At 72.7% G+C, this 23700-nt stretch carries 15 protein-coding genes and 3 pseudogenes; 7 read left to right on the top strand and 11 right to left on the bottom strand.

Translation table 11 applies throughout. From position 1 onward, the window contains the following. Nucleotides 1-474: 474 nt before the first annotated feature. Nucleotides 475-1914: an MFS transporter gene (locus ACWD0J_RS28905; protein WP_451498783.1), complete on the bottom strand. Its 1440-nt coding sequence runs from the start codon at nucleotides 1912-1914 to the stop codon at nucleotides 475-477. Between the two features lie 191 nt (nucleotides 1915-2105). Between ACWD0J_RS28905 and dusB the strand changes: the two genes are divergently transcribed. Beyond that, nucleotides 2106-3239 carry a tRNA dihydrouridine synthase DusB gene (dusB, locus tag ACWD0J_RS28900; RefSeq protein ID WP_451498782.1) on the top strand — a complete coding sequence of 378 codons (1134 nt, stop codon included), beginning with the start codon at nucleotides 2106-2108 and terminating at the stop codon, nucleotides 3237-3239. On the opposite strand, the gene ACWD0J_RS28895 is transcribed toward dusB, so the two are convergent. The 3 genes and pseudogenes from ACWD0J_RS28895 to ACWD0J_RS28885 all read right to left on the bottom strand — a co-directional run bounded on the left by ACWD0J_RS28895 (nucleotide 3240) and on the right by ACWD0J_RS28885 (nucleotide 8704). Then, complete coding sequence (locus ACWD0J_RS28895; protein WP_451498781.1) at nucleotides 3240-5078, bottom strand: CDP-alcohol phosphatidyltransferase; 1839 nt, start codon at nucleotides 5076-5078, stop codon at nucleotides 3240-3242. 156 nt (nucleotides 5079-5234) lie between these two features. Then, nucleotides 5235-7172 (bottom strand): annotated as a pseudogene (locus ACWD0J_RS28890) (amylo-alpha-1,6-glucosidase); the annotation flags it as partial. Continuing rightward, nucleotides 7169-8704, bottom strand: a complete 1536-nt coding sequence (locus tag ACWD0J_RS28885; protein ID WP_451498780.1) for an MGH1-like glycoside hydrolase domain-containing protein — start codon at nucleotides 8702-8704, stop codon at nucleotides 7169-7171. The gene ACWD0J_RS28885 and the pseudogene ACWD0J_RS28890, both read right to left, overlap by 4 nt. A 119-nt stretch (nucleotides 8705-8823) precedes the next feature. Between ACWD0J_RS28885 and ACWD0J_RS28880 the strand changes: the two genes are divergently transcribed. Together ACWD0J_RS28880 and ppdK are read left to right on the top strand one after the other, a co-directional pair. Beyond that, complete coding sequence (locus ACWD0J_RS28880) at nucleotides 8824-10050, top strand: ROK family protein (protein ID WP_451498779.1); 1227 nt, start codon at nucleotides 8824-8826, stop codon at nucleotides 10048-10050. 480 nt (nucleotides 10051-10530) lie between these two features. Next, the gene (gene ppdK, locus ACWD0J_RS28875; RefSeq protein WP_451498778.1) at nucleotides 10531-13278 is read left to right on the top strand and encodes a pyruvate, phosphate dikinase; all 2748 of its coding nucleotides are present in this window, start codon (nucleotides 10531-10533) and stop codon (nucleotides 13276-13278) included. A 150-nt stretch (nucleotides 13279-13428) separates the two neighbouring features. Here the strand turns inward: ppdK and ACWD0J_RS28870 are convergent, their stop codons facing one another. Together ACWD0J_RS28870 and ACWD0J_RS28865 are read right to left on the bottom strand one after the other, a co-directional pair. After that, nucleotides 13429-13926 (bottom strand): excalibur calcium-binding domain-containing protein, encoded by a 498-nt coding sequence (locus ACWD0J_RS28870; protein ID WP_451498777.1) that lies wholly within the window; start codon nucleotides 13924-13926, stop codon nucleotides 13429-13431. A gap of 70 nt (nucleotides 13927-13996) precedes the next feature. Further along, nucleotides 13997-15181, bottom strand: coding sequence for an alkaline phosphatase PhoX (locus ACWD0J_RS28865; RefSeq protein ID WP_451498776.1), 1185 nt, complete (start codon nucleotides 15179-15181; stop codon nucleotides 13997-13999). Between the two features lie 249 nt (nucleotides 15182-15430). Between ACWD0J_RS28865 and ACWD0J_RS28860 the strand changes: the two genes are divergently transcribed. Then, on the top strand, nucleotides 15431-16357 hold the full coding sequence (locus tag ACWD0J_RS28860; RefSeq protein ID WP_451498775.1) for an oxidoreductase: 927 nt from the start codon (nucleotides 15431-15433) through the stop codon (nucleotides 16355-16357). 6 nt (nucleotides 16358-16363) lie between these two features. Here ACWD0J_RS28860 and nirD read toward each other — a convergent pair whose 3' ends face one another. The 3 genes from nirD to ACWD0J_RS28845 are packed head-to-tail and all read right to left on the bottom strand — an operon-like array spanning nucleotide 16364 to nucleotide 20552. Continuing rightward, nucleotides 16364-16714 carry a nitrite reductase small subunit NirD gene (gene nirD / locus ACWD0J_RS28855; RefSeq protein WP_451498774.1) on the bottom strand — a complete coding sequence of 117 codons (351 nt, stop codon included), beginning with the start codon at nucleotides 16712-16714 and terminating at the stop codon, nucleotides 16364-16366. Further along, nucleotides 16711-19338, bottom strand: coding sequence for a nitrite reductase large subunit NirB (nirB, locus tag ACWD0J_RS28850; protein ID WP_451498773.1), 2628 nt, complete (start codon nucleotides 19336-19338; stop codon nucleotides 16711-16713). The genes nirD and nirB overlap by 4 nt, the downstream gene beginning before the upstream one ends. Beyond that, entirely contained in the window at nucleotides 19338-20552 is a 1215-nt protein-coding gene (locus tag ACWD0J_RS28845) for an NAD(P)/FAD-dependent oxidoreductase (RefSeq protein ID WP_451498772.1), read from the bottom strand. The genes nirB and ACWD0J_RS28845 overlap by 1 nt, the downstream gene beginning before the upstream one ends. A gap of 509 nt (nucleotides 20553-21061) precedes the next feature. On the opposite strand from ACWD0J_RS28845, the gene ACWD0J_RS28840 reads away from it, so the two are divergent. Next, nucleotides 21062-21844 carry a sulfite exporter TauE/SafE family protein gene (locus tag ACWD0J_RS28840; RefSeq protein ID WP_451498771.1) on the top strand — a complete coding sequence of 261 codons (783 nt, stop codon included), beginning with the start codon at nucleotides 21062-21064 and terminating at the stop codon, nucleotides 21842-21844. On the opposite strand, the gene ACWD0J_RS28835 is transcribed toward ACWD0J_RS28840, so the two are convergent. Beyond that, nucleotides 21841-22746 carry an NAD(P)-dependent oxidoreductase gene (locus ACWD0J_RS28835; protein WP_451498770.1) on the bottom strand — a complete coding sequence of 302 codons (906 nt, stop codon included), beginning with the start codon at nucleotides 22744-22746 and terminating at the stop codon, nucleotides 21841-21843. The genes ACWD0J_RS28840 and ACWD0J_RS28835 overlap by 4 nt on opposite strands. Before the next feature lie 96 nt (nucleotides 22747-22842). On the opposite strand from ACWD0J_RS28835, the gene ACWD0J_RS28830 reads away from it, so the two are divergent. Then, complete coding sequence (locus ACWD0J_RS28830; RefSeq protein ID WP_451498769.1) at nucleotides 22843-23232, top strand: winged helix-turn-helix transcriptional regulator; 390 nt, start codon at nucleotides 22843-22845, stop codon at nucleotides 23230-23232. Here the strand turns inward: ACWD0J_RS28830 and ACWD0J_RS28825 are convergent. Beyond that, nucleotides 23170-23619 (bottom strand): annotated as a pseudogene (locus ACWD0J_RS28825) (class F sortase); the annotation flags it as partial. The gene ACWD0J_RS28830 and the pseudogene ACWD0J_RS28825 sit on opposite strands and share 63 nt — an antisense overlap. Between ACWD0J_RS28825 and ACWD0J_RS28820 the strand changes: the two are divergent. After that, a pseudogene (locus ACWD0J_RS28820) lies at nucleotides 23568-23700 on the top strand (Lsr2 family DNA-binding protein); the annotation flags it as partial. The pseudogenes ACWD0J_RS28825 and ACWD0J_RS28820 overlap by 52 nt on opposite strands.

Genomic DNA, 23700 nt, shown 5'->3' with positions numbered 1-23700 from the left:
GGCCCCCTCAGGGGCGCGGGGAACTGCGCGCCCGGCCACGGACCACCTGCACCCGCCGTACGTGCCTGGTGCCCGCTGCCGCACGTCGACTATGTGACGGGGCTGAGCGCAGGCTCCCTCAGGGGCGCGGGGAACGGCGCGCCCGGCCACGGACGCCCTGCACCCGCGGTACCCGCCTCACGCACGCTGCACGGGCTGAGCGCAGGGCCCCTCAGGGGCGCGGGAACTGCGCGCCCAGCCGCACTCCACCCGCGCCCGTCCACCGGCGTCCGCAGCCCAGGCGCCATACGGCATCCCACGCGGCCGTGGCGCGGGAGGCCGTGTGGCGTGTGCGGGGTCGGTGGGGGCTGAGCGCGCAGCTCCCCGCGCCCTGGGGTGCGTGCGCTCAGGCGTGTCTCGGTCGCTCACGCGCCACACCGCACGGCGCCGACGTCAAGCGCCTGACCCCGCGCCGCGGCGCTGACGCGCCACTTCTCACGCGTCCACCGCCTGACGAACCTCCGCCGACGACAACCGCTCCGCCGTCCGCTCCGCGGTTCCCCGGGCCCACCGCCCGCTCGTCAGCGCCCCGAGCACGAGTACGGCGAACCCGCACCCGGCGAGAATCCACCACCCGGGCCGGGCGGCGGAGACGAACACCTCCCGGTACGGGGACGAACCGATGCCCGCCGCCAGCACCGCCCCGACCACCGCGACCCCCAGCGTCTGTCCCAGCTGCCGGCTCGTGGAGGCGACGGCCGCGGCCACCCCCGCCTGGCTGCGGGGCATGCCCGAGACCGCCGTGTTGGTGATCGGCGCGTTGACGAACCCGAACCCGATCCCGAACAGCACGTACCCGAGGAACAGGGTGACGTCGGACGTCTCCGCCTCGAACGCGGCGAACAGCACCCCGCTCGCCGTCATCGCGACCCCCGCGATCAGCAGCGGCACCCGCGGGCCGAAACTCCCCACCAGCCGCCCCGACAGCGGCGCGCACAGGAACGTCGGCACCGCCATCGGCAGCATCCACAGCCCCGCGTGCAGCGCGTCCAGCCCCCGCACGTTCTGCAGGTACAGCGTGGACAGGAACAGGAACCCGCCCAGCGCCGCGAACGCGCTCAGCGCGATCACCGTGGCTCCGCTGAACGGCGCCGACCGGAAGAACCGCAGGTCGATCAGAGGTTCGTCCCGCCGGGGCTCGTACCAGAGCAGCCCCCCGAGCGCGGCCAGCGCGACCACGGCGAACGGCGCCACCGTGGCGAGCCCCGCGGCCGGCGCCTCGATGATCGCGTACGTCAGCGCGCCGAACAGCACGATCACCAGGACCTGGCCGACCGGGTCGGGGCGGCGCGTCTTGGGCGCACGGGACTCGGGGACGTGGCGCAGGGTCAGCAGGAGCGCGGCCAGGCCCACCGGGAGGTTGACCCAGAAGATCGACCGCCAGCCGACCGACTCCACCAGCAGCCCGCCGATCAGCGGACCGGCGGCCATCGAGATACCGACCACCGCACCCCACGCGCCGATCGCCCGCGCCCGCTCGCGCGGGTCGGTGAAGGTGTTGGTGATGATCGACATGGCGACGGGGTTCAGCATCGAGCCGCCCACCGCCTGGACCATGCGGAAGGCGACCAGTGCCTCCAGGTCCGGCGCGAGCGAGCACAGCGCGGAGCCGAGGGTGAAGACGACCAGGCCGGCCAGGAAGACCCGCTTGCGGCCGAGCCGGTCGGCGGTGGAACCGGCGAGCATCAGCAGCGCGGCGAGGACCAGCGTGTACGCGTCGATCGCCCACTGGAGGCCGGACGTGCTCGCGTCCAGTTCCTTCTGCATGGACGGCAGGGCGACGTTCAGGGCGGTGTTGTCGAGGCTCACGATCAGCAGGCTCATGCAGCAGATCGCGAGCACCAGCATGCGTCGACGATGGCTGAGCTCGGGCATGCGCTCCAGGGTACGCCGACGTCGATAGTGCGTCTAACTAATGACCGTTACACGGTGATTGCCGGGAGGGACTGCGGGGAGCGACGGCCCGGGCCGGACGGAACCGTCCGGGCACAACCGTCCGGGCACCCGGCCGGGTGGGGGACAATGGGCCTTTGCCTCTGTCGTACGTCCGCCCCCGGAGCCCTCTGATGACCCACCCGCTCTCGATCGGTCCGCACGCCGTCGCGCCGCCCGTGGTACTGGCGCCGATGGCGGGGATCACCAACGCCCCGTTCCGCACCCTGTGCCGGGAGTTCAGCGGCGGCAAGGGCCTGTTCGTGAGCGAGATGATCACGACCCGGGCGCTGGTCGAGCGCAACGAGAAGACCATGCAGCTGATCCACTTCGACGCGACCGAGAAGCCGCGCTCGATCCAGCTGTACGGCGTCGACCCGGCGACCGTCGGCAAGGCCGTCCGCATGATCGCCGAGGAGGGTCTCGCCGACCACATCGACCTGAACTTCGGCTGCCCGGTCCCCAAGGTGACCCGGAAGGGCGGCGGCTCCGCGCTGCCCTACAAGCGGAACCTGCTGCGGGCGATCCTGCGGGAGGCGGTCAGCGGGGCGGGCGACCTGCCTGTCACGATGAAGATGCGCAAGGGCATCGACGACGACCACATCACCTACCTGGACGCCGGCCGGATCGCCGTCGAGGAGGGCGTGACGGCCATCGCGCTGCACGGCCGCACCGCCGCCCAGCACTACGGCGGCACCGCCGACTGGGAGGCCATCGCCCGCCTGAAGGAGCACGTGCCGGAGATCCCCGTGCTCGGCAACGGCGACATCTGGTCGGCCGCGGACGCGCTGCGGATGGTGCGGGAGACGGGCTGCGACGGAGTGGTCGTGGGGCGTGGCTGCCTCGGCCGGCCGTGGCTGTTCGCCGACCTGGTGGCGGCCTTCGAGGGCCGTACGCACGACATCGCGCGGCCCTCCCTGCGCGAGGTCGCCGACGTCATGGTCCGGCACGCCACCCTGCTCGGCGAGTGGATCGGCGACGAGGCGCGCGGAGTCATCGACTTCCGCAAGCACGTCGCCTGGTACCTGAAGGGCTTCGCGGTCGGCTCGGAGATGCGCAAGCGGCTCGCGATCACCTCGTCGCTGGCCGAACTCCGCTCCGGGCTGGACGAGCTGGACCTCGGCCAGCCCTGGCCCGCCGGCGCCGACGGGCCCCGCGGCCGCACGTCCGGCAACAACCGGGTGGTGCTGCCGGACGGCTGGCTGAAGGACCCGTACGACTGCGCGGGGATCGGCGAGGACGCGGAGCTGGACACCTCCGGAGGCTGATCAGTCCGTGGACGGACCAGGCGTCGATCCGTACGCCGTCAGGAAGCGGTCGCGGAACGCGCTCATCTTCCACACGGGGGCGTCCGGGGCGGGCTTCAGGCCCTGCGTCCAGTTCCAGGAGGCGATCCTGTCGAGGACCTCCGGGTCCCTGGCGACGATCGAGACGGGCACGTCACGGTTGGCGTGGCCGCCGCTGACCCGGGCGATCGGCTGGTGGTCGCCGAGGAAGACCAGGACGGTGTCGTCGGTGCCGTAGCGCTCCAGCCACTGGGTGAGGCTGGTGAGGGAGTACCGCACCGACTTGCCGTACTCCTCCTTCGAGCGGGTGGAGTCGGTCAGCACGTCCGACGGGTCGACGCCCGCCCGCTGGATCGGGCCGAAGACCGACCCGTCGCCGAGCCGGTCCCAGTCGACCAGTTCCGGGATGGGGGCCCAGGGCTGGTGGCTGGAGGTCAGGATGATCTCCGACATCAGCGGCCTGTCCCGCTTCTTTCCGTGCACCAGCCGCTGGAAGGCCTCCAGCGCGTACTGGTCCGGCATGGTCGACCAGCTGAACTTCGGCCCCCGGTAGCCCAGCTGGAAGGCGTTGTAGACCTTGTCGAGGCCGTAGAAGCTCTGCTCCGGCCAGCCCTTCTGCACGCCGGGCATCACGCCGACCGTGTCCCAGGCGCCCGTCTTCTGGAACGCCTTGGTGAGGCTGAGGTGGTCGCCGGCCATGACCGTGCGGTAGCGCTGCTGGTTGTCGATCCACAGGCCGGACATGGTGGTGGAGTGGCCGAGCCAACTGCTCCCGCCGTACGTCGACGAGGTCAGCCAGCCGCTCCTGGAGTGGAAACCGGCCTTCTCCAGCGCCTCGGTGCCGGTGGCGAGGGTCCGGTCCACGCCGGGGGCGATGACCGGGTCCTCCAGCGCGCTGCGGCCGTAGCTCTCGATGAAGGTGAAGATCACGTCCTTGCCGCGCAGGTCCGGCAGCAGCCGGCCGGCGGGGGTGTCGCCGAACCGGTCGGCCTTGGCCTCCTTCGCGAACGCGGCCTCGTCCCGCAGGGTGTCCTTGACCCGCCGGGCCTGGATCTCCAGGGCACCGGCGACCCGGTGGGAGGCGATCGGCCCGCCGTTGACCTGGAGACCGAGGGTGGAGCAGGTGATCCAGACGATGCCGGCGATCAGGGTGGCCCGGGTGGCGGCCTGGGTGTCGCGCACCAGCAGGTCGCTCAGCCGGACCGTCGCCAGGGCCGTCACGACCAGCACCAGCACGACCAGGACGACGGCGCCGACGGAGGCGCCCACGGCGGTCGCCCGGCCCATCGAGTCCCCGACGTAGGCCTGCGCGTCGTCCAGCAGGCCCCAGTCCAGGACGAGGTTGAAGCCCCGGCCGAGGTACTCGGTGAACCCCATGTCGAGGATGTTCAGGACGGTCAGCGCCCCGAGGACCGTCCCGGAGAACGCCGCCAGGACCACCCGCGGCCGGCGCGGCAGCGCGAGCAGCACGGCCGCCCCGATGATCGCCTCCGCCGGCAGCCGGGTGAACCGGTCGGGCCGGAGCGCGGCGAGCGTGTTCGGCAGCAGCAGGGCGCCGAGGACGAGGACGGCGGCGAGAGCGGTGGTCGTCCAGGAGAGGGCGCGGGCTGCGGCGGGGCGGCGGGTGCGCCAGGAACGCCCGTGGGCGAGACGGGCTCGCAGGCGGGTGCCGAGGCGGGTGCCGTGAGGTGCGCCGCCGGTGGCGGGAGTGCCGTCGTCGCCGGATGCCGCCCCGGCGGGCGCCGCCGCACTCACCGGTGGGACGGAGGCAGGGTCGTCGACCGGGTCCGGCGGCCGGCGAAAGCGCGTGAAGACAGGCACCCGAAGGTCCTTCCGTACGAAGCCCGGTGAAGCGGCGGATCCGGTTCCCCGGGGGATCGGATCCACCGCAATCCCGTACGGTCCGCCTCCGGCCGGTGTTCAGCGCTTTCGCCGAGCGCTCGGCAAACACCGGGCAAACACTCCCCGCCCCGTGCGTCAGGCGCCCCCGACCGCCGTGAGCAGCGCCAGCGGTGCCGCCGCCGAGCGGGACTCCCGTACGCACGCGTGCGGGTAGGGGACCGGCTCCGCGTGGGTGTCGCGGCCGTAGCCCGCGAGGACCTCCGGGAGCCGGTGACCGGTCGCCGTCGCCGCGTCGACCAGGGCGTGGGCGACCGTGCGGGCCTCGTCGTGCAGGCCGTAGCGGGCGAGCCCGAGGGTGATCAGCGCGTTGTCGTGCGGCCAGACCGAACCGCGGTGGTACGAGAGCGGGTGGTACGCCGACTGGCCCGCGGCCAGCGTGCGCACGCCCCAGCCGGAGAAGAAGTCCGCATCCAGCAGCCGCCGGCCCACCTCCTCGCCGTACTCCTTGTCCAGCAGCCCCGACCACAGCAGGTGCCCGGCGTCCGAGGCGAGCGCGTCCACCTGGCGGCCCTCCCCGTCGAGCGCGAGCGCGGGGAAGGAACGGGCCTCCATCCAGAAGTCCCGCTGGAAGCGGTCCCGCAGGTCACCGGCCGTCTGTTCCAGCAGCGCCGCGTACGTCTGGTCTCCCCACACCGTGCGCGCCACCCACGCCGTACGGCGCAGCGCGTCGTACGCGTACCCCTGGGCGCCCGCCGCCATCACCGGGCCGCTCGGGCGGGTGCCGTCGGCCGAGCAGATGGCGCCGGGGGAGTCCTTCCAGTTCTGGTTGGCCAGGCCGCCCTGGTCGGCGCGGTAGACCAGATAGCCGCGGGAGGTGAGGCCGCCGTGGTCCAGCATCCAGCCGATCGCCGCGCGGGCGTGCGGCTCCAGACGGCGGGCGAGCGCCGCGTCACCGGTCTGTTCGACGTAGGAGCCGAGCAGGACGAGGAACAGCGGGGTCGCGTCCACCGAGCCGTAGTAGCGGCCGTACGGCACCTGCCCGAAGTGCGCCAGCTCCCCGTGCCGCACCTCGTGCACGATCTTGCCGGGCTGGGCGACCGACTCCGGGCCGGTCTCCGTGGCCTGCGTGGCGGCGAGCGCGGGCAGGGTCGCGGCGGCGAGCTGCGGGCGGTAGGGCAGCGCGAACAGGGACGTCAACAGGGCGTCCCGGCCCAGCAGGGCCAGGAACCACGGGGCCCCCGCCGCCGGTACGCGCAGCTCCTCGCCGTCCGGGCCGGTCGCCGGGACCTGGAGGGAGGCGAGGTCCGCGAGACCGCGGGCACAGGCCGCCGCCAGCTCCGGCCAGCCCGTCGGGAAGGCCACGCCCTCCACGAACTCGCCCTCCAGGGCGAGGAGCCGGTCGTTCAGTGCCGCCGGGGAACGCGGTACCCGCAGGGTCCGCCGGTCGCCGTGCGGGCGGGCCATCACCCGCAGCGTCAGCTCCGCCGAAGCGTGCGGCTCCAGGTCCAGCGTCCACACCAGGCGCCGGGCGCCGGTGCCGGTCTCCTCGACGCCGTCCGGAGCCGGCTCAGCCGTCACCGTCGTACAGGAACGCCATTCACCGCGCTGGTAGGCGAACTCCACGCCGTCGTCGAGGATCTGGCGGGAGCGGGTGGCGCCGGTCTTGGCGTAGGTGCGGTGGTCGGCGCGCAGTTCGAACTGGTCGGTGAAGTCGGCGTCGGCGGTGACCGCGAGCCGGACCGTGGTCGGCACCGGCCGGTTGCTGGTCACCCGCAGGGACTCGACGAACGCGCCGTCCGCGACGGCCTGTTCACGGAAGAGCGTGTACGCGGGCGGCTCCTGGCGGCCGCCGCGCGGCACCAGCACACAGCGCGCGGTGTCCCCGTCGGCGACCGGCGACAGCGCCTCGGGCACCGCGCCGTCGACGGTGAGCTGCCAGCGGCTCAGATGCCGGGCGTCCCGCACGAACAAGCCGTCCGGGGAACTGCCGCCCCGGACGCCGCTGATGTCGCCGCCGTCGCCGACGGCGGCGAACGTCCCGCCGTGCACGAGCAGATGATGCCGGTCCGTCATCCCCGGTCCCCTCCCTTGGCTCCCATGACTCCCATGACTCCCATGGCTGCCGTGGCTGTGGTGGCTGCCGTGGCCGTGGTGTCGCTGTGCAGCAGGTCGAGCGTGAGCGCGGCGGTCCAGCTGAAGCCGGCCGCCCCGCAGCCCTCGCCGGTGTACGGATCGACGTACTCCGCGAAGTCGGTCGCGTCGGCCAGGTCCAGGGCCGCCGTCCGCAGCGCGTCGGCCCGGCCGGTCTCGCCGTGCGTGCGCAGCCCGCGCTCCACCAGCCAGCTCGTGTTGAACCAGGCCGGACCGCGCCAGTACCGGTGCGGATCGAAGGCCTCGCCCAGCAGGTCGTAGCTGGGGACGAGGCGGGTGGTGTCACCGAGCCCGAAGTGCCGCGAGCCCGCCGTCCGCACCAGAGCGGTGGAGATCTCCCGGGGCAGGGTGGGCAGCAGCAGCGGAACGAGACCGGAGACACCGCGCTCGGGGATCAGCTCCCCGCCCCGCACGTCCCGGCAGAAGAACATGCCCTGCGCCGGATCCCACAGCCGGTCGATCAGGGCAGCCGTCAGGCGTTCCGCGCGCGCGTGGCGGGCCGTACCGGTCGCGCCCAGCTCCCGGGCGATCCGGGCCAGGGCGTGCTCGGAGGCGATGAGCAGGGCGTTGAACGCGGGGTCCTCCACCGCGAAGGCGCTCTCGCCGTCCGCGTACCCGCCGTCCCGGTAGTCCGTCGCCAGCCGCACGTACCGCCCGTAGTCCAGATCCGTCGGCCGGTCCTCCGCCGCCCCGTGATCGAGGTCGGCGCGGCGGAAGGAGCGGGCCGGGGCGGGCGTGACGCGGGAGAGCGGGGCGTCCCAGCAGGGGCTGTTGTCCATACCCTGTTCCCAGGGGTGCACGACGGACGCGAGGGAGCCCCCGCCCAGGTCCCGCCGGTGCAGCAGATACCGGTGCCAGGCCGCGAGCCTCGGATAGACCCGGGCGAGGAAGCCGCGCGACCGGGACAGCCCCGGGTCGGCGCGGTGCACCAGCCAGGCCGCCAGCGCGTGCACCGGTGGCTGCACGATGCCGGAGGTCTGTACGGTGCGCGGGGCGCCCGCAGCGCGCCCCGCGGTCGAGGAGCGCCAGAAGTCGGGGCTCGGGAAGTACGCGTCGAGCGGTACGGAGGGGTTGAAGACGATGTGCGGGACCCGGCCGTCGCCCCACTGGGCGCCGAGCAGCGTCTCCAGCTCCGTCTGCGCCCGCAGCGGCGACAGGTGGCGCAGGCCGATCGCGATGAACGCGGAGTCCCAGGACCACTGGTGCGGGTACAGCCCGTGCGAGGGCACCGTGGAGGTGCCGGTCCAGTTGCTCTCCAGCACCCGGGCGGCCCTGACGTGCAGGGAGGGCGGGGAGGGCGGGGTGGACGCCGCGTGTTTCGCGGCCGCTGGATCGTATGCAACGCCCCCCGGCCCCCGCACCTCACCAGGCCCGGTGAACGGAGGTGAGGAAAAGGTGCGTACGGGATCGAAGTGACCCGCGTTACGGGCGGTGAGCTGGGTTGTGCGGTCCACGCAGGGCTCCCCGAAGACGTACGGCCGGCCAGTTCGACGATGGCTACCGTAGGGTTACGTCTATTTAACACGCAAAACTCAATATGTAATGCAAACTTGAGAATCACAAGGGGGTGTGCATGACCGGACGGTCCGGCAGGACGACCCGAGCGAGCGGCCAGGCGAGCGCCGGAGACCTGCTCGAACTGGTGCGCAGCGGCCGCGCCACCACCCGCGGCGCGCTCCAGCAGGCCACCGGCCTCTCCCGCGCCACCGTGGGCCAGCGCCTCGACCGGCTCTTTCGCGCGGGCTGGCTGCGCGAGGGCGCCGGCGGCCCGGTCGACTCCCCTCTCGGCGGGCGTCCCTCCATCACCCTGGAGTTCGACGACGCCCACGCCGTCGTCCTCGCCGCCGACCTCGACACCCGGCACGCGCGCGCGGCGCTCCTCTCCTTGACCGGCGAGATCCTCGCCGAGCAGGCGGGCACGCCGGCCATCGCGGACGGCCCGGACGCCGTGCTCGGCGAACTCGGCCACTGGTTCGCCGAACTCCTGGCGAAGGCGGGCCACCGCGCGGACGAGGTCTGCGGCATCGGCCTCGCGGTACCGGGCCCCGTCGACACCGCCACCGGCCGGGTCGTGCAGCCGCCGATCATGCCCGGCTGGGACGGCTACGACATCCGGGGCCGCCTGGCCCGGTCGTTCAGCGAGCACACGGGGGCCGCGACGGTCCCGGTGCTGGTCGACAACGACGCGAACCTGATGGCGTACGGCGAACAGCGCACCGCCCACCCCGACTGCTCGGCGTTCGTCCTGGTCAAGGTCTCGACGGGGATCGGCGCCGGGGTCGTCGTCGACGGTTCGATCTACCGGGGCGTCGACGGGGGAGCGGGCGACCTCGGCCACATCCGGGTCCCGGCGGGCGCCCAGGCGCTGTGCCGGTGCGGTTCCTACGGCTGCCTGGCCGCCGTCGCGAGCGGCGGCGCGGTGGCCCGGCGGCTGGCGGAGACCGGGGTGCCGGCGGCGTCCGGCTCGGACGTACGGGACCTGCTGGCGGCCGGGCATCCGGAGGCGGCGGCGTTCGCCAGGGAGGCGGGGCGCCAGGTCGGGGACGTCCTGGCGACCGTGGTGACCCTGCTGAACCCCGGCGTCCTGATGATCGCCGGGGACCTGGCCGGGACCCCCTTCCTCACCGGCGTGCGGGAACTGCTGTACCAGCGGGCCCTGCCGCGCTCCACGGCCCGGCTGGAGGTCGTCACCTCACGGCTCGGGGACCGGGCCGGGCTGGTCGGGGGCGGGGCGCTGGTCGTGGAGCACCTGTACGCGCCGGAGCGGGTGGAGGAACGGCTGGCCGCGCTGGGAATGTGACGGCCGGGCCGGCGGTGTGCGGTCGCGCTGGGGTGTGCGGTCGGGCCGGCGGGGTGCGGTCGCGCTGGGGGTGTGACGGGAGTGTTTCCGTCCGGGGACGCGTCCGCATGGTGAAATCCGCGGGCCTGTGGCAGCGTGATTATCGCCACCCCTGATATGGGTTGCGCTCACATGAGCGGATCGTGACCGACTGCACTTCATCAAGGGGTGGCACTCAGTGCCACCCCTTGATCGTTCATCGACCGAAAACAGAGGGGCTCGCGAGCGCTCGTCTGAGCGCAAATTCCGCAGTATGAGCGCCGATGCGTTCAAGAAGTGAAAATACGGGCCTGCGCCGCTTGCCGTGCGGTGACTTTCGATCCGCTGGCGGACGAGTGGTTACAGGCACATGACGCGCAAGTGGACGTACCCAGGGGCCTTTGATCTGGGTATGTTCCTCGCCGTCAGGGCAGCCACCGCGGCCTCAAGGAGTCGAGACCCGTGTCGGAAAACAAAGATCCTCACGTAGCTGAGCACGGCGAGAGCGTTGAGGGCGTGAAGTTCGTTTACGACTTCACCGAGGGCAACAAGGACCTCAAGGACCTTCTCGGCGGCAAGGGTGCCAACCTCGCCGAGATGACCAACCTGGGCCTTCCCGTGCCGCCGGGCTTCACCATCACCACCGAGGCCTGCAAGGTCTACCTGGACAGCGGCGAGGAGCCGGCGGCACTGCGTGACGAGGTGAGTGCGCACCTCGACGCGCTGGAGCGGCGCATGGGCAAGAAGCTGGGCCAGGCCGACGACCCGCTGCTGGTGTCCGTCCGCTCCGGCGCGAAGTTCTCCATGCCCGGGATGATGGACACGGTCCTCAACATCGGCCTCTCGGACACGTCGGTCCAGGGCCTGGCCCGGCAGTCCGGCGACGAGCGCTTCGCGTGGGACTCCTACCGCCGCCTCATCCAGATGTTCGGCAAGACGGTCCTCGGCGTCGACGGCGACCTCTTCGAGGACGCGCTGGAGGCGGCGAAGGCGGCGAAGAAGGTCACGGTCGACACGGAGCTGGAGGCCGCCGATCTGAAGAAGCTGGTCACCCGCTTCAAGAAGATCGTCAAGACCGAGGCCAGCCGGGACTTCCCGCAGGACCCGCGCGAGCAGATGGACCTCGCCATCCACGCGGTCTTCGACTCCTGGAACACCGACCGCGCCAAGCTGTACCGCCGCCAGGAGCGGATCCCGCACGACCTGGGCACCGCCGTGAACGTCTGCTCGATGGTCTTCGGCAACCTGGGCCCGGACTCGGGCACCGGCGTGGCGTTCACCCGCGACCCGGCCTCCGGCCACCAGGGCGTCTACGGCGACTACCTGCAGAACGCGCAGGGCGAGGACGTGGTCGCGGGCATCCGCAACACCGTCCCCCTCGCCGAGCTGGAGACGATCGACAAGAAGTCGTACGACCAGCTGATGCAGATCATGGCGACCCTGGAGAACCACTACCGGGACCTGTGCGACATCGAGTTCACCATCGAGCGCGGTCAGCTGTGGATGCTCCAGACGCGCGTCGGCAAGCGCACGGCGGGCGCGGCCTTCCGCATCGCCACCCAGCTCGTCGACCAGGGCCTGATCGACGAGGCCGAGGCCCTCCAGCGGGTGACGGGCGCCCAGCTGGCGCAGCTGATGTTCCCCCGCTTCGACGAGAACACCAAGGTCGCGCAGGTCGGCCGGGGCATCGCGGCCTCGCCGGGTGCGGCGGTCGGCAAGGCGGTCTTCGACTCGTACACGGCCGTGAAGTGGTCGCGTTCGGGCGAGAAGGTGATCCTGGTCCGCCGCGAGACCAACCCCGACGACCTCGACGGCATGATCGCGGCGGAGGGCATCCTGACCTCGCGCGGCGGCAAGACCTCCCACGCGGCCGTGGTGGCGCGCGGCATGGGCAAGACCTGCGTGTGCGGCGCGGAGGAGCTGGAGGTCGACACCAAGCGCCGGCGGATGACGGTGCCGGGCGGGCACGTGGTGGAGGAGGGCGACCTCATCTCCATCGACGGGTCGAGCGGCAAGGTGTACCTCGGCGAGGTGCCGGTCGTCCCGTCGCCGGTCGTGGAGTACTTCGAGGGCCGGATGCACGCGGGCGCCAACGACGCCGACGAACTGGTCGAGGCCGTGCACCGGATCATGGCGTTCGCCGACCGCAAGCGCCGGCTGCGGGTACGCGCCAACGCCGACAACGCCGAGGACGCGCTGCGGGCGCGGCGCTTCGGCGCGCAGGGCATCGGCCTGTGCCGTACGGAGCACATGTTCCTGGGCGACCGCCGGGAACTGGTCGAGCGCCTGATCCTGGCGGACACCGAGACCGAGCGCGAGGAGTCGCTGAAGGCGCTGCTCCCGCTGCAGAAGCAGGACTTCGTGGAGCTGTTCTCGGCGATGGACGGGCTCCCGGTGACGGTCCGGCTGCTGGACCCGCCGCTGCACGAGTTCCTCCCGGACATCACGGAGCTGTCGGTGCGCGTGGCGCTGGCGGAGTCCCGCCAGGAGCCGCACGAGAACGAACTGCGCCTGCTCCAGGCCGTGCACCGCCTGCACGAGCAGAACCCGATGCTGGGTCTGCGGGGCGTGCGGCTGGGCCTGGTGATCCCCGGCCTGTTCACCATGCAGGTACGGGCCATCGCGGAGGCGGCGGCCGAGCGCAAGGCGGCGAAGGGCGACCCGCGCGCGGAGATCATGATCCCGCTGGTGGGCACGGTCCAGGAGCTGGAGATCGTCCGCGAGGAGGCCGACCAGGTCGTCGCGGAGGTCGAGGCGGCGACCGGGACGGAGCTGAGGCTGGCGATCGGCACGATGATCGAGCTGCCGCGCGCCGCTCTGACCGCGGGCCAGATCGCGGAGGCGGCGGAGTTCTTCTCCTTCGGCACGAACGACCTCACCCAGACGGTCTGGGGCTTCAGCCGCGACGACGTGGAGGCGAGCTTCTTCACGGCGTACCTGGAGAAGGGCATCTTCGGCGTCAGTCCCTTCGAGACGATCGACAAGGACGGCGTGGGGTCCCTGGTGAAGCTGGCGGTCGAGGCGGGCCGCGCGACCCGCCCCGACCTGAAGCTCGGTGTCTGCGGCGAACACGGCGGCGACCCGGAGTCGGTCCACTTCTTCCACGAGGTGGGACTCGACTACGTCTCCTGCTCGCCGTTCCGAATCCCGGTCGCGCGCCTGGAGGCGGGGCGGGCGGCCTCGCAGTCGGCGGGCAGCGACCACCGATAGACCGTCCGGCGCCCGGCCGCCGGACCCCGCTGAACGCCGGACCCGCCGCCCCCGTCCCCGACCCTCACCGACCGGGACGGCGCTTCCGGAGCACGAAGAGAGGGCGGCACCCTTGTGCGGGGGTGCCGCCCTCTTGGCTGCGCCGGCCGGTCAGGTGTCGCAGGCCACCCCGTCGTTGTCGCGGTCGAGATGGGAGGCGTAGCCGGGTTCGCCGCGGTGGATGGGGGCCGCGCCGGCGGCTCGGACCGCGGTGCAGTTGGCGTAATAGACACTGCCGCTGCCGTCGGAGCCGGTGCCGGTGCCGGTGCCGGAACCGGAGTCGGAGGTGTCGTCCGCGGCGGCTTCGGCGGTGACCGTTCGCGTGACCTTCACCGTCTTCGTGGCGGTCACCGTGCCCGCCGGCTCCGGCTGAGCCGTCTGCGTGGCGGTGGCGGTGGCGGTCGCTGTCACGGTGACCGTCGGCCGCGGCGCGGCGGCGGCCGGCTTCGCCTCCGTCGTCGTGGTGTCGTCGCCGGCGCCTATGCCGGCGCCGATGAGGAGGGCCAGCGCCAGCGCGGGCAGGACGTACCGCTTCCGGGCCCACCTGGGGGCGGGGCCGGAGGCGGACGGCGGCACGGGCTGCGGGGCCTGGACGTACGGGTCGGTCATGTCGTCCCCCTGAGGTGTTACGTGAGGGGGTGACCGTAATGCCCGGCCCGTCGTCGTGGAGGAGAAGTGTTCATTCTGTGACCAGTGCGTGATGCTGGGTGCGGAAGGGGCCCTTCACCTCGTACGTGATCCCGCCCGAGGAACTGCCGCTGGTTCCCCGCTGGCTGGAGAAGTACAGCCGGGTGCCGTCCGGGGAGAACGCCGGGCCCGTGATCTCCGACGCCGACTGGCCGTCGAGGCGGAGGAACGGGGCGATCACGTCGTCCGGGGTGATCACGCAGATCTCCATGGTGCCGCCGTCCTCGGCGACGAACAGGTCGCCGGAGGAGGCGCTGGTGATGTTGTCGACGCCGGTGAGCGGGGCGCTGCCGGAGGTGACGAGGGAGTCGTCGTAGGCCAGCTCGTACGTGTTCGACGTCAGGTCGAGCTGCCAGACGCGGTTGTCGCCCTTCGTGGTGAACCAGACCCGGTCGTCCGCGTAGCAGCAGCCCTCGCCGCCGTTGAAGGACTTCGCACCGGAGACCTGGGCACGGGTGGCGGTGGGGGAGCCGTCCGGGTCGGGGACGTCGGCCCAGGTGAAGGAGCCCGCCGTGGCGGTGCCCGCGACCATGACCTGGAGGGTGCCGGAGGAAAGGTCGCCCCACGTCGCCGGCACGAAGCGGTAGAAGCGGCCGTTCGTCTCGTCCTCGGTCAGGTAGATCACCTCGCGTACCGGGTCGGCGGCCGCCGCCTCGTGCTTGAAGCGGCCCATCGCGTCGCGGCGGACCGCCGCCTTCGCGCCCCACGGGTCCGTCTCGTACACGTACCCGAGGGACACCTCCTCGCAGGAGAGCCAGGTGTTCCACGGCGTCGTGCCGCCCGCGCAGTTCTGGCGGGTACCGGACAGGATCCGGTACGCCGACGTGATGGTGCCCGCCGACGAGAAACGCACCGCGCTCGCTCCGCCCGACGGGTTGGTCTCCGAGTTGGACACGTAGATCCAGCCGGTGCCGTCGGCGTAACAGGCGCCGCCGTCGGGGGCGTTGTGCCAGGTGTACGACGTTCCCGTGACCGTCTGGCCGGAACGGGCGACGACCCGGCTGGTGAACCCGCCCGGCAGGCGGACGCCGTTCGCGTCCGGTGCGCCGAGCGGACCGTAGGGACCCGTGCCGGGCTGGGCGGGGGCCGCGTACGCGGCGCCGCGCCACAGGGTTCCGCCGAGGGCGGCGGAGGAGCCGCCGATCGCGGCCGCACGCAGGAAGGTACGACGTTCCACGCTCGCTCCAGGGTGTGTCGTGACCGGCCCGCCACCGGTCGGCGGCGGGGTCGCGCGGTGACGGACCCTAGGGGAGCGGGATGGATGTGTCATGTACGCGGCCTGAAGCGGACGTACGCTCCGCATGACCGGCGGTGACCGATGCCTCCCGGGGGAGACGCGCGGGCGTCTCAGGGCGGCGCGGAACCGCTCGGCCCGTGTCCACCGCTCGTAGGCTGAGCCTCCCCCGTCATCCAAGGGAGGTCGGCCATGCCCGGCTGGAGCGAGAAGGACATCCCGGACCAGAGCGGCCGGACCGCCGTGGTCACCGGGGCCAACAGCGGCATCGGGTACGCCACCGCGCGGGCGCTGGCCCGGCGGGGTGCCCGGGTGGTGCTCGCGTGCCGGAGCGAGGCGCGGGGCACCGAGGCGGGGGACCGGCTGTCCGCCGAGGTCCCGGGCGCGGAACTGGAGTTCCTGCGCGTGGACCTCGGTGACCTGGCCTCCGTCCGGGAGTTCGCGGACGCCTTCCCGTACGACCGGCTCGATCTGCTCGTCAACAACGCGGGCGTGATGGCGCTGCCGTACGGGACGACGGCCGACGGGTTCGAGACGCAGTTCGGCGTCAACCACCTCGGGCACTTCGCGCTCACCGGGCTGCTGCTGCCCGCGCTGCTCGCCACGCCCGGCGCGCGGATCGTGACCGTCTCCAGCCCGGTCCACCTGCTGTCCGCCATCGACATCACCGACCTCAACAGCGAGCGCCGCTACCGGCGGTGGACCGCCTACGCCCGCTCCAAGACCGCCAACCTGCTGTTCACGCACGAACTGGCGCGCAGGCTGGCGGCGCACGGCTCGGACGTGGTCGCGGCGGCGGCCCACCCCGGGTACGCCGACACGAACCTCCAGACCACCGGGCCGCGGATGGCGGGACGCAGGGCCGCCGAGCGGCTCATGGAGTTCGGCAACCGGTACCTCGCCCAGTCCGCCGCGGCGGGCGCCCTGCCCACCCTCTACGCCGCGACCGCCCCCGGCGTACGCCCCGACTCCCTCACCGGGCCGTCGTTCGCCATGTGGCGCGGGGCGCCCGGCGTGTCCTGGCGGGCTCCGTGGACGCGCGACGACACGGCGGGGGAACGGCTGTGGGCCGCTTCCGAGCAGCTCACGGGCGTGCGATACGAGCAGCTGAAGGTGTGAGACCGCCTACGAGCTGCGCACCTCGTACGTCGCGACCCGGACCTCCTCGTCGTCGAGGCACTGCCCCGACTCCAGGTCGAACCGCTGCTTGAGCAGGGGGGAGGCGACGAACGGCCGGCCCTTCTGGCTGCCGGTGAGGCCGCGGGAGAGGACCGCCGCGCCGCTGAACGGATCGCGGTTGTCGATCGCGTACAGCCTGCCGCCGCGGTCGCGGAAGAGGGCGGCCTGCCGGCCGTCGGGCAGCAGGGCCGCCACCCCGCGGCCCGGCAGCAGCGCGCTCAGGTCGCAGACGGTGAGCCACTCCTCGTCGAGCCGGAGCTGGATCTTCAGGTCGGTCGTCTCGGGTGCCAGGGTCATCGCTGGGCACTTCCTTCCAGGACGTCTGCCGGGGTACCGCCGGGTCGCATGCCGATGGACAGCAGCGGCAGGTCGGGCTTGATCTGGTCGCGCTCCGGGACGAAGCCGACGACCGGGTCGGGGGTGTCGGGCGCGTTCACGAAGGACACGAACCGGGAGAGCTTCTCGGGGTCGTTGATGGTCTCGGCCCACTCGTCGCGGTAGCCCGCCACGTGCGCCGCCATCAGGGACTCCAGCTCCTCGCAGATGCCGAGGGAGTCCTCGACCACCACGTCCCGGACGTGATCCAGGCCGCCGGGGATCCGCTCCAGCCAGGTGGAGGTGCGCTCCAGCCGGTCGGCCGTACGGATGTAGAACATCAGGAACCGGTCGATCAGCCGGATCAGCTCCGCGTCGGACAGGTCCTGGGCCAGCAGGTCCGCGTGGCGCGGGGTGGCGCCGCCGTTGCCGCCGACGTACAGGTTCCAGCCGTTGGCGGTGGCGATGATGCCGAAGTCCTTCGACTGGGCCTCCGCGCACTCGCGCTGGCAGCCGGAGACCGCCGACTTGAGCTTGTGCGGGGAGCGCAGGCCCCGGTAGCGCAGCTCCAGGTCGATCGCCATGCGGACCGAGTCCTGGACGCCGTAGCGGCACCAGGTCTGGCCCACGCAGGACTTCACCGTGCGCAGGGACTTGCCGTAGGCGTGGCCGGACTCGAAGCCGGCGTCCACCAGACGGGCCCAGATCAGGGGGAGCTGTTCGACGCGGGCGCCGAACATGTCGATCCGCTGACCGCCGGTGATCTTCGTGTAGAGGCCGAAGTCGCGGGCGACCTCGCCGATCACGATGAGCTTCTCCGGGGTGATCTCACCGCCGGGGATGCGCGGCACGATCGAGTACGAGCCGTTCTTCTGCAGGTTGGCCAGGAAGTGGTCGTTGCTGTCCTGGAGCGCGGCCTGCTCGCCGTCCAGGACGTAGCCGCTGGCGCCGATCGTCGGGGCGAGGGAGGCGATGATCGAGCCGACGGTGGGCTTGCAGATCTCGCAGCCGTCGCCGCCCCGGGCGTCCTCGCGGCCGTAGCGGTCCAGGAGGTCCTGGTAGGTGTTGATGCGCAGGGCGAGGACGATCTCGTACAGCTCCTCGCGGGTCTGCGAGAAGCAGCCGCACAGGCCCTTGTCGACCACGACACCGCCGGCCTCCAGCTCCGCGGTGACCAGCTGGCCGAGGACCTTGACGCAGCTCCCGCAGCCGGTACCGGCCTTGGTGCACTTCTTCACCTCGGGCACGGTCGTGCACTGGTGGTCGGTGACCGCGCCGCGGATCGTGCCCTTGGAGACGTTGTGGCAGGAGCAGATGATCGCCTCGTCCGGCAGCGCGGACGGGCCGAGCTGGGCCGACGCCCCGGCTCCGGCGGGCAGCACCAGCGACTCGGGGGAGACCGGCGGGACCGACCCGGTGAACGCGCGCAGCGTGCCGTACGCCTCCGCGTCGCCGACCAGGATGCCGCCGAGCAGCGTGCCGTCGCGGCCGATGACCAGCTTCTTGTACAGGCCCGAACGGGAGTCGGAGTAGACGACGTCCAGGCAGTCCTCGGAGGTGCCGTGCGCGTCACCGAAGGAGGCCACGTCCACGCCGAGCAGCTTCAGCTTGGTGGAGAGGTCGGCGCCGGTGAACTCCGCCTCGTCCTCGGCGATCGTCGCGGCCACCGTCTCGGCCTGCTCGTAGCCGGGGGCGACCAGGCCGTACACGCGGCCGTCGGCGGCCAGCGCGCACTCGCCGATCGCGAAGACGTGCGGGTCACCGACCGTGCGGCACTGCGCGTCGACCGCGATGCCGCCGCGCTCGCCGACCGTGAGGCCGCTCTCCCGGGCCAGCTGGTCGCGGGGGCGGACACCGGCGGAGAACACCACCAGGTCGGTGGCCAGTTCGGAGCCGTCGGACAGCTTCATGCCGGTGACCGCGCCGGACTCGTCGACCACGATCTCCTGTGTGCCCACGCCCGTGTGGACGGACAGGCCCATGTCCTCGATGGTGCGCAGCAGCGCGGCGCCGCCGCCCTCGTCGACCTGGACCGGCATCAGGCGGGGGGCGAACTCCACGATGTGGGAGGTGAGTCCGAGGCCCTTGAGTGCGCCCGCGGCCTCCAGGCCGAGCAGACCGCCGCCGACCACCGCACCCGTCGTGCGGGTCTTCGCGTACTCCTCGATCGCGAGGAGGTCCTCGATGGTGCGGTAGACGAAGCAGCCCTCGGCGTCCTTGTTCGGGACGGGCGGGACGAAGGGGTACGAGCCGGTGGCGAGGACCAGGACGTCGTAGCCGACGGTCAGTCCGGAGCGGGCGGTGACCTTGCGGGCCTCCCGGTCGACGGTCTCCGCCGGGTCACCGACGTGCAGCTCGATGCCGTGGTCGGCGATGAACCGCATGTCCGTCAGGGACAGGTCCTCGGGTGTCCTGCCCGAGAAGTACGAGGTGAGCTGCACACGGTCGTACGCGGGACGCGGCTCCTCGCACAGCACGACCACACGGTGCGTGGCGGTCAGGCCGCGCTCGGCGAGTGCTTCGAGGAAGCGCTGGCCGACCATGCCGTGGCCGACGAGCACGATCGTGGGGCGGGGGCGGTCCCCAACAATTGCGGTCGCGGACATCAGGAGCCTCCATCGTTGGTAAGCAGGTGGAGCAGTGGAGCACCGTCCGTGGGGAGCGGCTCTGCTCCCTCCCAGGCGCGCGCGAGCGCGCCGACGGTGCCGAGTTCGCCGACGAGGACCCCGCCGACCAGGCGGTCGTCGCGGACGACGACCTTGCGGTAGGTGCCTCGGGTGGCGTCAGCGAGCTGGACCACGTCGTCACCGGGGCGGGCCTCCGTCTCGCCGAACGCGGCGAGGTCGAAGGCGGTCTGCCCGGCGAGGGTGAGCCGGGTCAGGGAACGGGTGCCGGTGTAGCGGGCACCGGGGTCGCCGGCGAGCAACTCGGCCAGCGTGTCGGCCTGTTCCAGGGCCGGGGCGGCCAGCCCGTACACCGTGCCGTCGTGCTGCGCGCAGTCGCCGACGGCCCGGATGTGCGGGTCGGACGTACGGAGCTCGTCGTCGACGACGATCCCCTTGCGCACGTCCAGACCGGCGACCTGGGCCAGGCCCACGCGCGGGGAGACCCCGCAGGCCAGGACCACCAGGTCGGCGTCGAGGGCGTATCCGTCGGCCATCTCGACCGAGCGGACCGCGCCGCCGACGCAGCGCACGTCGCGCACCCGGCACTCGGTGTGGATCTCCACGCCGAGGTCCTTCAGGTGCCGGCGGACCAGCTTGGAGGCCGACGGGTCGAGCTGACGCTCCATCAGCCGCTCGGACTGCTGGGCCAGCATGACCTGGGCGCCGCGCAGGGCGAGCGCCCGGGCCGCCGAGACCCCGAGGAGGCCGCCGCCGATGACGACCGCCTTCGCACCCGGCCGGACCGCCTTGGACAGGCCCAGGCAGTCGTCCATGGTGCGGAAGGCGTGGACGCCGTCGGGGAGTTCGTGGCCGGGGGTGAACAGGCCGCGCAGCGGCGGCAGTACGGGGTTGGATCCGGTGGCCAGGACCAGGGTGCCGTACGCGATCGTCGAACCGTCCGCGCACTCCACGGTCCGCCCGGCCCGGTCGATGCCGGTGACCCGGGCGCGCGTCAGCCCGGCGGGCGCCGGGAGGGCGATCACCTCGGGGCTGTAGCGTCCGGCCAGCACCTCGGCGAGGAGCACCCTGTTGTACGGGCGGTGCTCCTCCTCGCCGATGAGCGTCACGGGCGTGCCGAGCTCACCGAGCCGCCGGGCGAGACGGACGCCCGCGAGGCCGGCTCCGATCACCACCACACGCGTATTCGAGGTCATGCCTAGGAGCGTGCGGTGCCGGTGTTACCCGGTCGCATCACGACTGTTTCCCGCGGGGAACGCTGCCCTCAGCGGGGGCGGGGGACGGGTGTGAGGGTTCGGAGGGGGTGCGGGGGAGCGCTGTGAGACGGGCCCGGCGGGGCCGGTCCCGGACCCGCCGGAGCCCCGGTGTCCGTGCAGCGGACATCGTCTACGACCGACGGCGGCGGGGGCCTGGCGAGGCGGGATCCCACCAGCTCACGGGGGCGGGACGGGCGGGGGACGCCGTCCGGAACACCCCGGTTCCGCCCCTCGGGCGCCGGTCCGCTGCCCTGGCCGGGCGGCCCGGTGACCGCGGCGGCCACCGAGGGCGGGCTCCGGCTGACGCGCCCGGAGCGCGAGCTTCGCCGGCGAATGTGGCGTGCGTCCCACCGACAGCTGCCCGGCCCGGTCCGGCCCTGCCCTGCCCGACCTCAGAACTCCCTCAGGTCCGTGGACGGTGCACACATCCCGTCCCTAGGGTGGTGATCATGCCTGACATACCGCTGACCATGGTCGTCGTCCTGTGCCTCGCCGCCCTCGCGGCCGGCTGGATCGACGCCGTGGTCGGCGGCGGCGGGCTTCTGCTGCTGCCGGTGCTCCTGCTCGGCCTGCCGGCCGGCACCCCGGCCGCGTACGCGCTCGGCACCAACAAGGCGGTCGCCATCGTCGGCACCTCGGGCGCCGCGGTGACCTACGCCCGCAAGGCCCCCGTGGACGTGCGGACCGCCGTCCGCATCGGCCTCGCGGCCCTCGCGGGCTCGTCGGGCGGCGCCTTCTTCGCGGCCGGGATGAGCACGGAGGTGCTCAAGCCGGTCATCATGGTGGTGCTGCTCGCCGTCGCCGCCTTCGTGATCCTGCGGCCCGCCTTCGGCACCGCCCCCGCCGCCGGCCCGGCCTCCCGCCGCCGGATCCTGGCGGCCATCGGCCTCGCGGGACTGGGCATCGGCTTCTACGACGGTCTCATCGGTCCCGGCACCGGGACGTTCCTGGTGCTGGCCCTCACCGCCGTCCTCCACCTCGACCTGGTGACCGCCTCCGCCACCGCCAAGATCGTCAACTGCTGTACCAACGCGGGCGCGCTCGCCACCTTCGCCTGGCAGGGCACGGTCCTGTGGCAACTGGCCGCCCTGATGGCGGTCTTCAACCTCGCGGGCGGCACCCTGGGCGCGCGCACGGCCCTGAAGCAGGGCAGCGGCTTCGTCCGGATCGTGCTGCTGACCGTGGTGTTCGCGCTGGTGGCGAACCTGGCCTACGAGCAGTGGTTCGCCTAGGACGCCGGGTGGGCCCGCCGCAGGTCGAGCAGCTCGATCACCCCCGTGCTGTCCTCGTCGCCGTGCCCGTCGGCGAGACGGCGGGCCATCAGATCCATGTACGGCGTCAGCAGCTCCGCGCTCACGCCCTGCTCCTCGGCGGTGCGCAGCAGCGTGGCATCCCCCGCGACCTGCATGGCGAGGTTGGAGACGACGCCCTTGCGGTAGTCGCCGCTCTCCAGCTGATCGGCGGCCTGGTGCGCGGCGGGCGCCATCGCGGTGAGCCACGACACCAGCAGCGGCGCGAAGTCCGTGGGCGCGATGTCCTCCCGGCGGATCAGCGCGAAGGCGTGCGCGACACCCGCGAACATCCCGCTCATCGCGCTCAGCAGCGCCACGTCGTGCAGCGCGGCGAAGCCGGGATCCTCGCCGACGTACCGGGTGCCGGCCGGGACGGCGAGGGTGTCCCGGTGCTCCTCGAAGAGCGCCGCGGAGCCGCTGTAGAGGACGTACGCCCCGGAGGCCGCGACCCCGATCATCGGCGGTACGGCCATGATCCCGCCGTCCAGGAAACGGGCCCCGCGCGCGGTCGCCCACGCGGCACGCTCCCGTCCCTGCGCGGGCGTCCCGGTGGTCAGGTTCACCAGGTCCCGGCCGGTCAGGCCGGCGCCGTCGAGGGCCTCGCCGACCGAGGCGTCGTCGAGCAGGCAGGCGATCACGAGGCGGCTCGCGGCCACCGCGTCGGCGGCGCTCGCGGCCACGGTCGCGCCCTCGGCGGCCAGGGCCTCGGCGCGGGCGGGGGTGCGGTTCCAGACGGTCACCGGATGTCCGGCGGCGAGCCAGGCACGGGCGAGGGCGGTGCCCATGGCACCGGTGCCGAGGAGGGAGACGGGCGGACGAGAGACGGGTGCGTTGTCGGTCATGGCGATTAGGCTCGTCGCAGGGGAGCGGCCCGCTCAAGTACGCACTTCCAAGTGGGTGGTTACCACGGGGAAAGAGTCCAGGCAGGGGAGGACGGCATGACGACCGTACGGCGGCCGGGGGCGTACGTCTGCGGGATCGACGCGGCGATGGACGTGATCGGCGGCAAGTGGAAGGTGCTGATCCTGTGGGCGTTGCACGTGCGGCCGTGCCGCTTCGGCGAACTACGCAGAGAACTGCCCGGCGTGACGGAGAAGGTGCTCGCCGCGCACCTGCGGGAACTGGAGGCGGACGGCATCGTGCACCGGGAGGCGTACGAGGAGGTGCCGCCGAGGGTGGAGTACTCGCTGACGCCCCGGGGCGTGTCACTGAACGAGGCGCTGGGACCGCTGGGGGCCTGGGGGCGGACGAACATCCTGGAACGCTTAGCGGCTGTCCGTCAGGTGCGCGAAGACGACGACGTTGCCCTGGTAGCCGGTGCTCCGTGAGTAGCCGCCGCCGCAGGTGATCACCCGCAGCTCGGGCCGCGCGGACGCTCCGTAGACCTTCTCGTCGGGGAAGCGCGTCGCCTCGTAGACCTCGACCGCGTGCACGGTGAAGACGGCGACCGTGCCGTCACGCCGGTCCACCTCGATGGCGGCGCCCTTCTTCAGCGCGCCGAGGCCGTAGAAGACGGCGGGACCGTCGGCGTTGTCGACGTGCCCGGCGACGATCGCGGTGCCGGTCTCCCCGGGCGTGGTGCCGGCCTCGTACCAGCCGGCGAGGTTTTCGCGCGCGGCGGGCGGGGCGTCGAGGCTGCCGGCCGGGGTGAGCCCGAGGCCCGTCAGCGGGGCGTCCACCCGGATCGCGGGGATGCGGATCCGGTCGGGCGGGCCGCGCCTGGGCGAAGGAGAACGGCTACGAGGTCAATGACCGCGGCCGTGTTCCGGCGTCCATTCGCGAGGCTTACGAGAAGG

It is taken from the genome of Streptomyces sp. NPDC003011 (genome assembly GCF_053591515.1).
This window is presented reverse-complemented; position numbering and strand designations above follow the sequence as displayed.

Excerpts from the sequence above, each read along its gene's own strand:
- ACWD0J_RS28840 (WP_451498771.1), top strand. The coding sequence starts at position 21,062 with ATGCCTGACATACCGCTGACCATGGTCGTCGTCCTGTGCCTCGCCGCC.
- ACWD0J_RS28830 (WP_451498769.1), top strand. The coding sequence starts at position 22,843 with ATGACGACCGTACGGCGGCCGGGGGCGTACGTCTGCGGGATCGACGCG.
- ACWD0J_RS28860 (WP_451498775.1), top strand. The coding sequence starts at position 15,431 with ATGCCCGGCTGGAGCGAGAAGGACATCCCGGACCAGAGCGGCCGGACC.
- ACWD0J_RS28835 (WP_451498770.1), bottom strand. The coding sequence starts at position 22,746 with ATGACCGACAACGCACCCGTCTCTCGTCCGCCCGTCTCCCTCCTCGGC.
- ACWD0J_RS28905 (WP_451498783.1), bottom strand. The coding sequence starts at position 1,914 with ATGCCCGAGCTCAGCCATCGTCGACGCATGCTGGTGCTCGCGATCTGC.
- nirD (WP_451498774.1), bottom strand. The coding sequence starts at position 16,714 with ATGACCCTGGCACCCGAGACGACCGACCTGAAGATCCAGCTCCGGCTC.
- ACWD0J_RS28880 (WP_451498779.1), top strand. The coding sequence starts at position 8,824 with ATGACCGGACGGTCCGGCAGGACGACCCGAGCGAGCGGCCAGGCGAGC.
- dusB (WP_451498782.1), top strand. The coding sequence starts at position 2,106 with ATGACCCACCCGCTCTCGATCGGTCCGCACGCCGTCGCGCCGCCCGTG.
- ACWD0J_RS28870 (WP_451498777.1), bottom strand. The coding sequence starts at position 13,926 with ATGACCGACCCGTACGTCCAGGCCCCGCAGCCCGTGCCGCCGTCCGCC.
- nirB (WP_451498773.1), bottom strand. The coding sequence starts at position 19,338 with ATGTCCGCGACCGCAATTGTTGGGGACCGCCCCCGCCCCACGATCGTG.
- ACWD0J_RS28845 (WP_451498772.1), bottom strand. The coding sequence starts at position 20,552 with ATGACCTCGAATACGCGTGTGGTGGTGATCGGAGCCGGCCTCGCGGGC.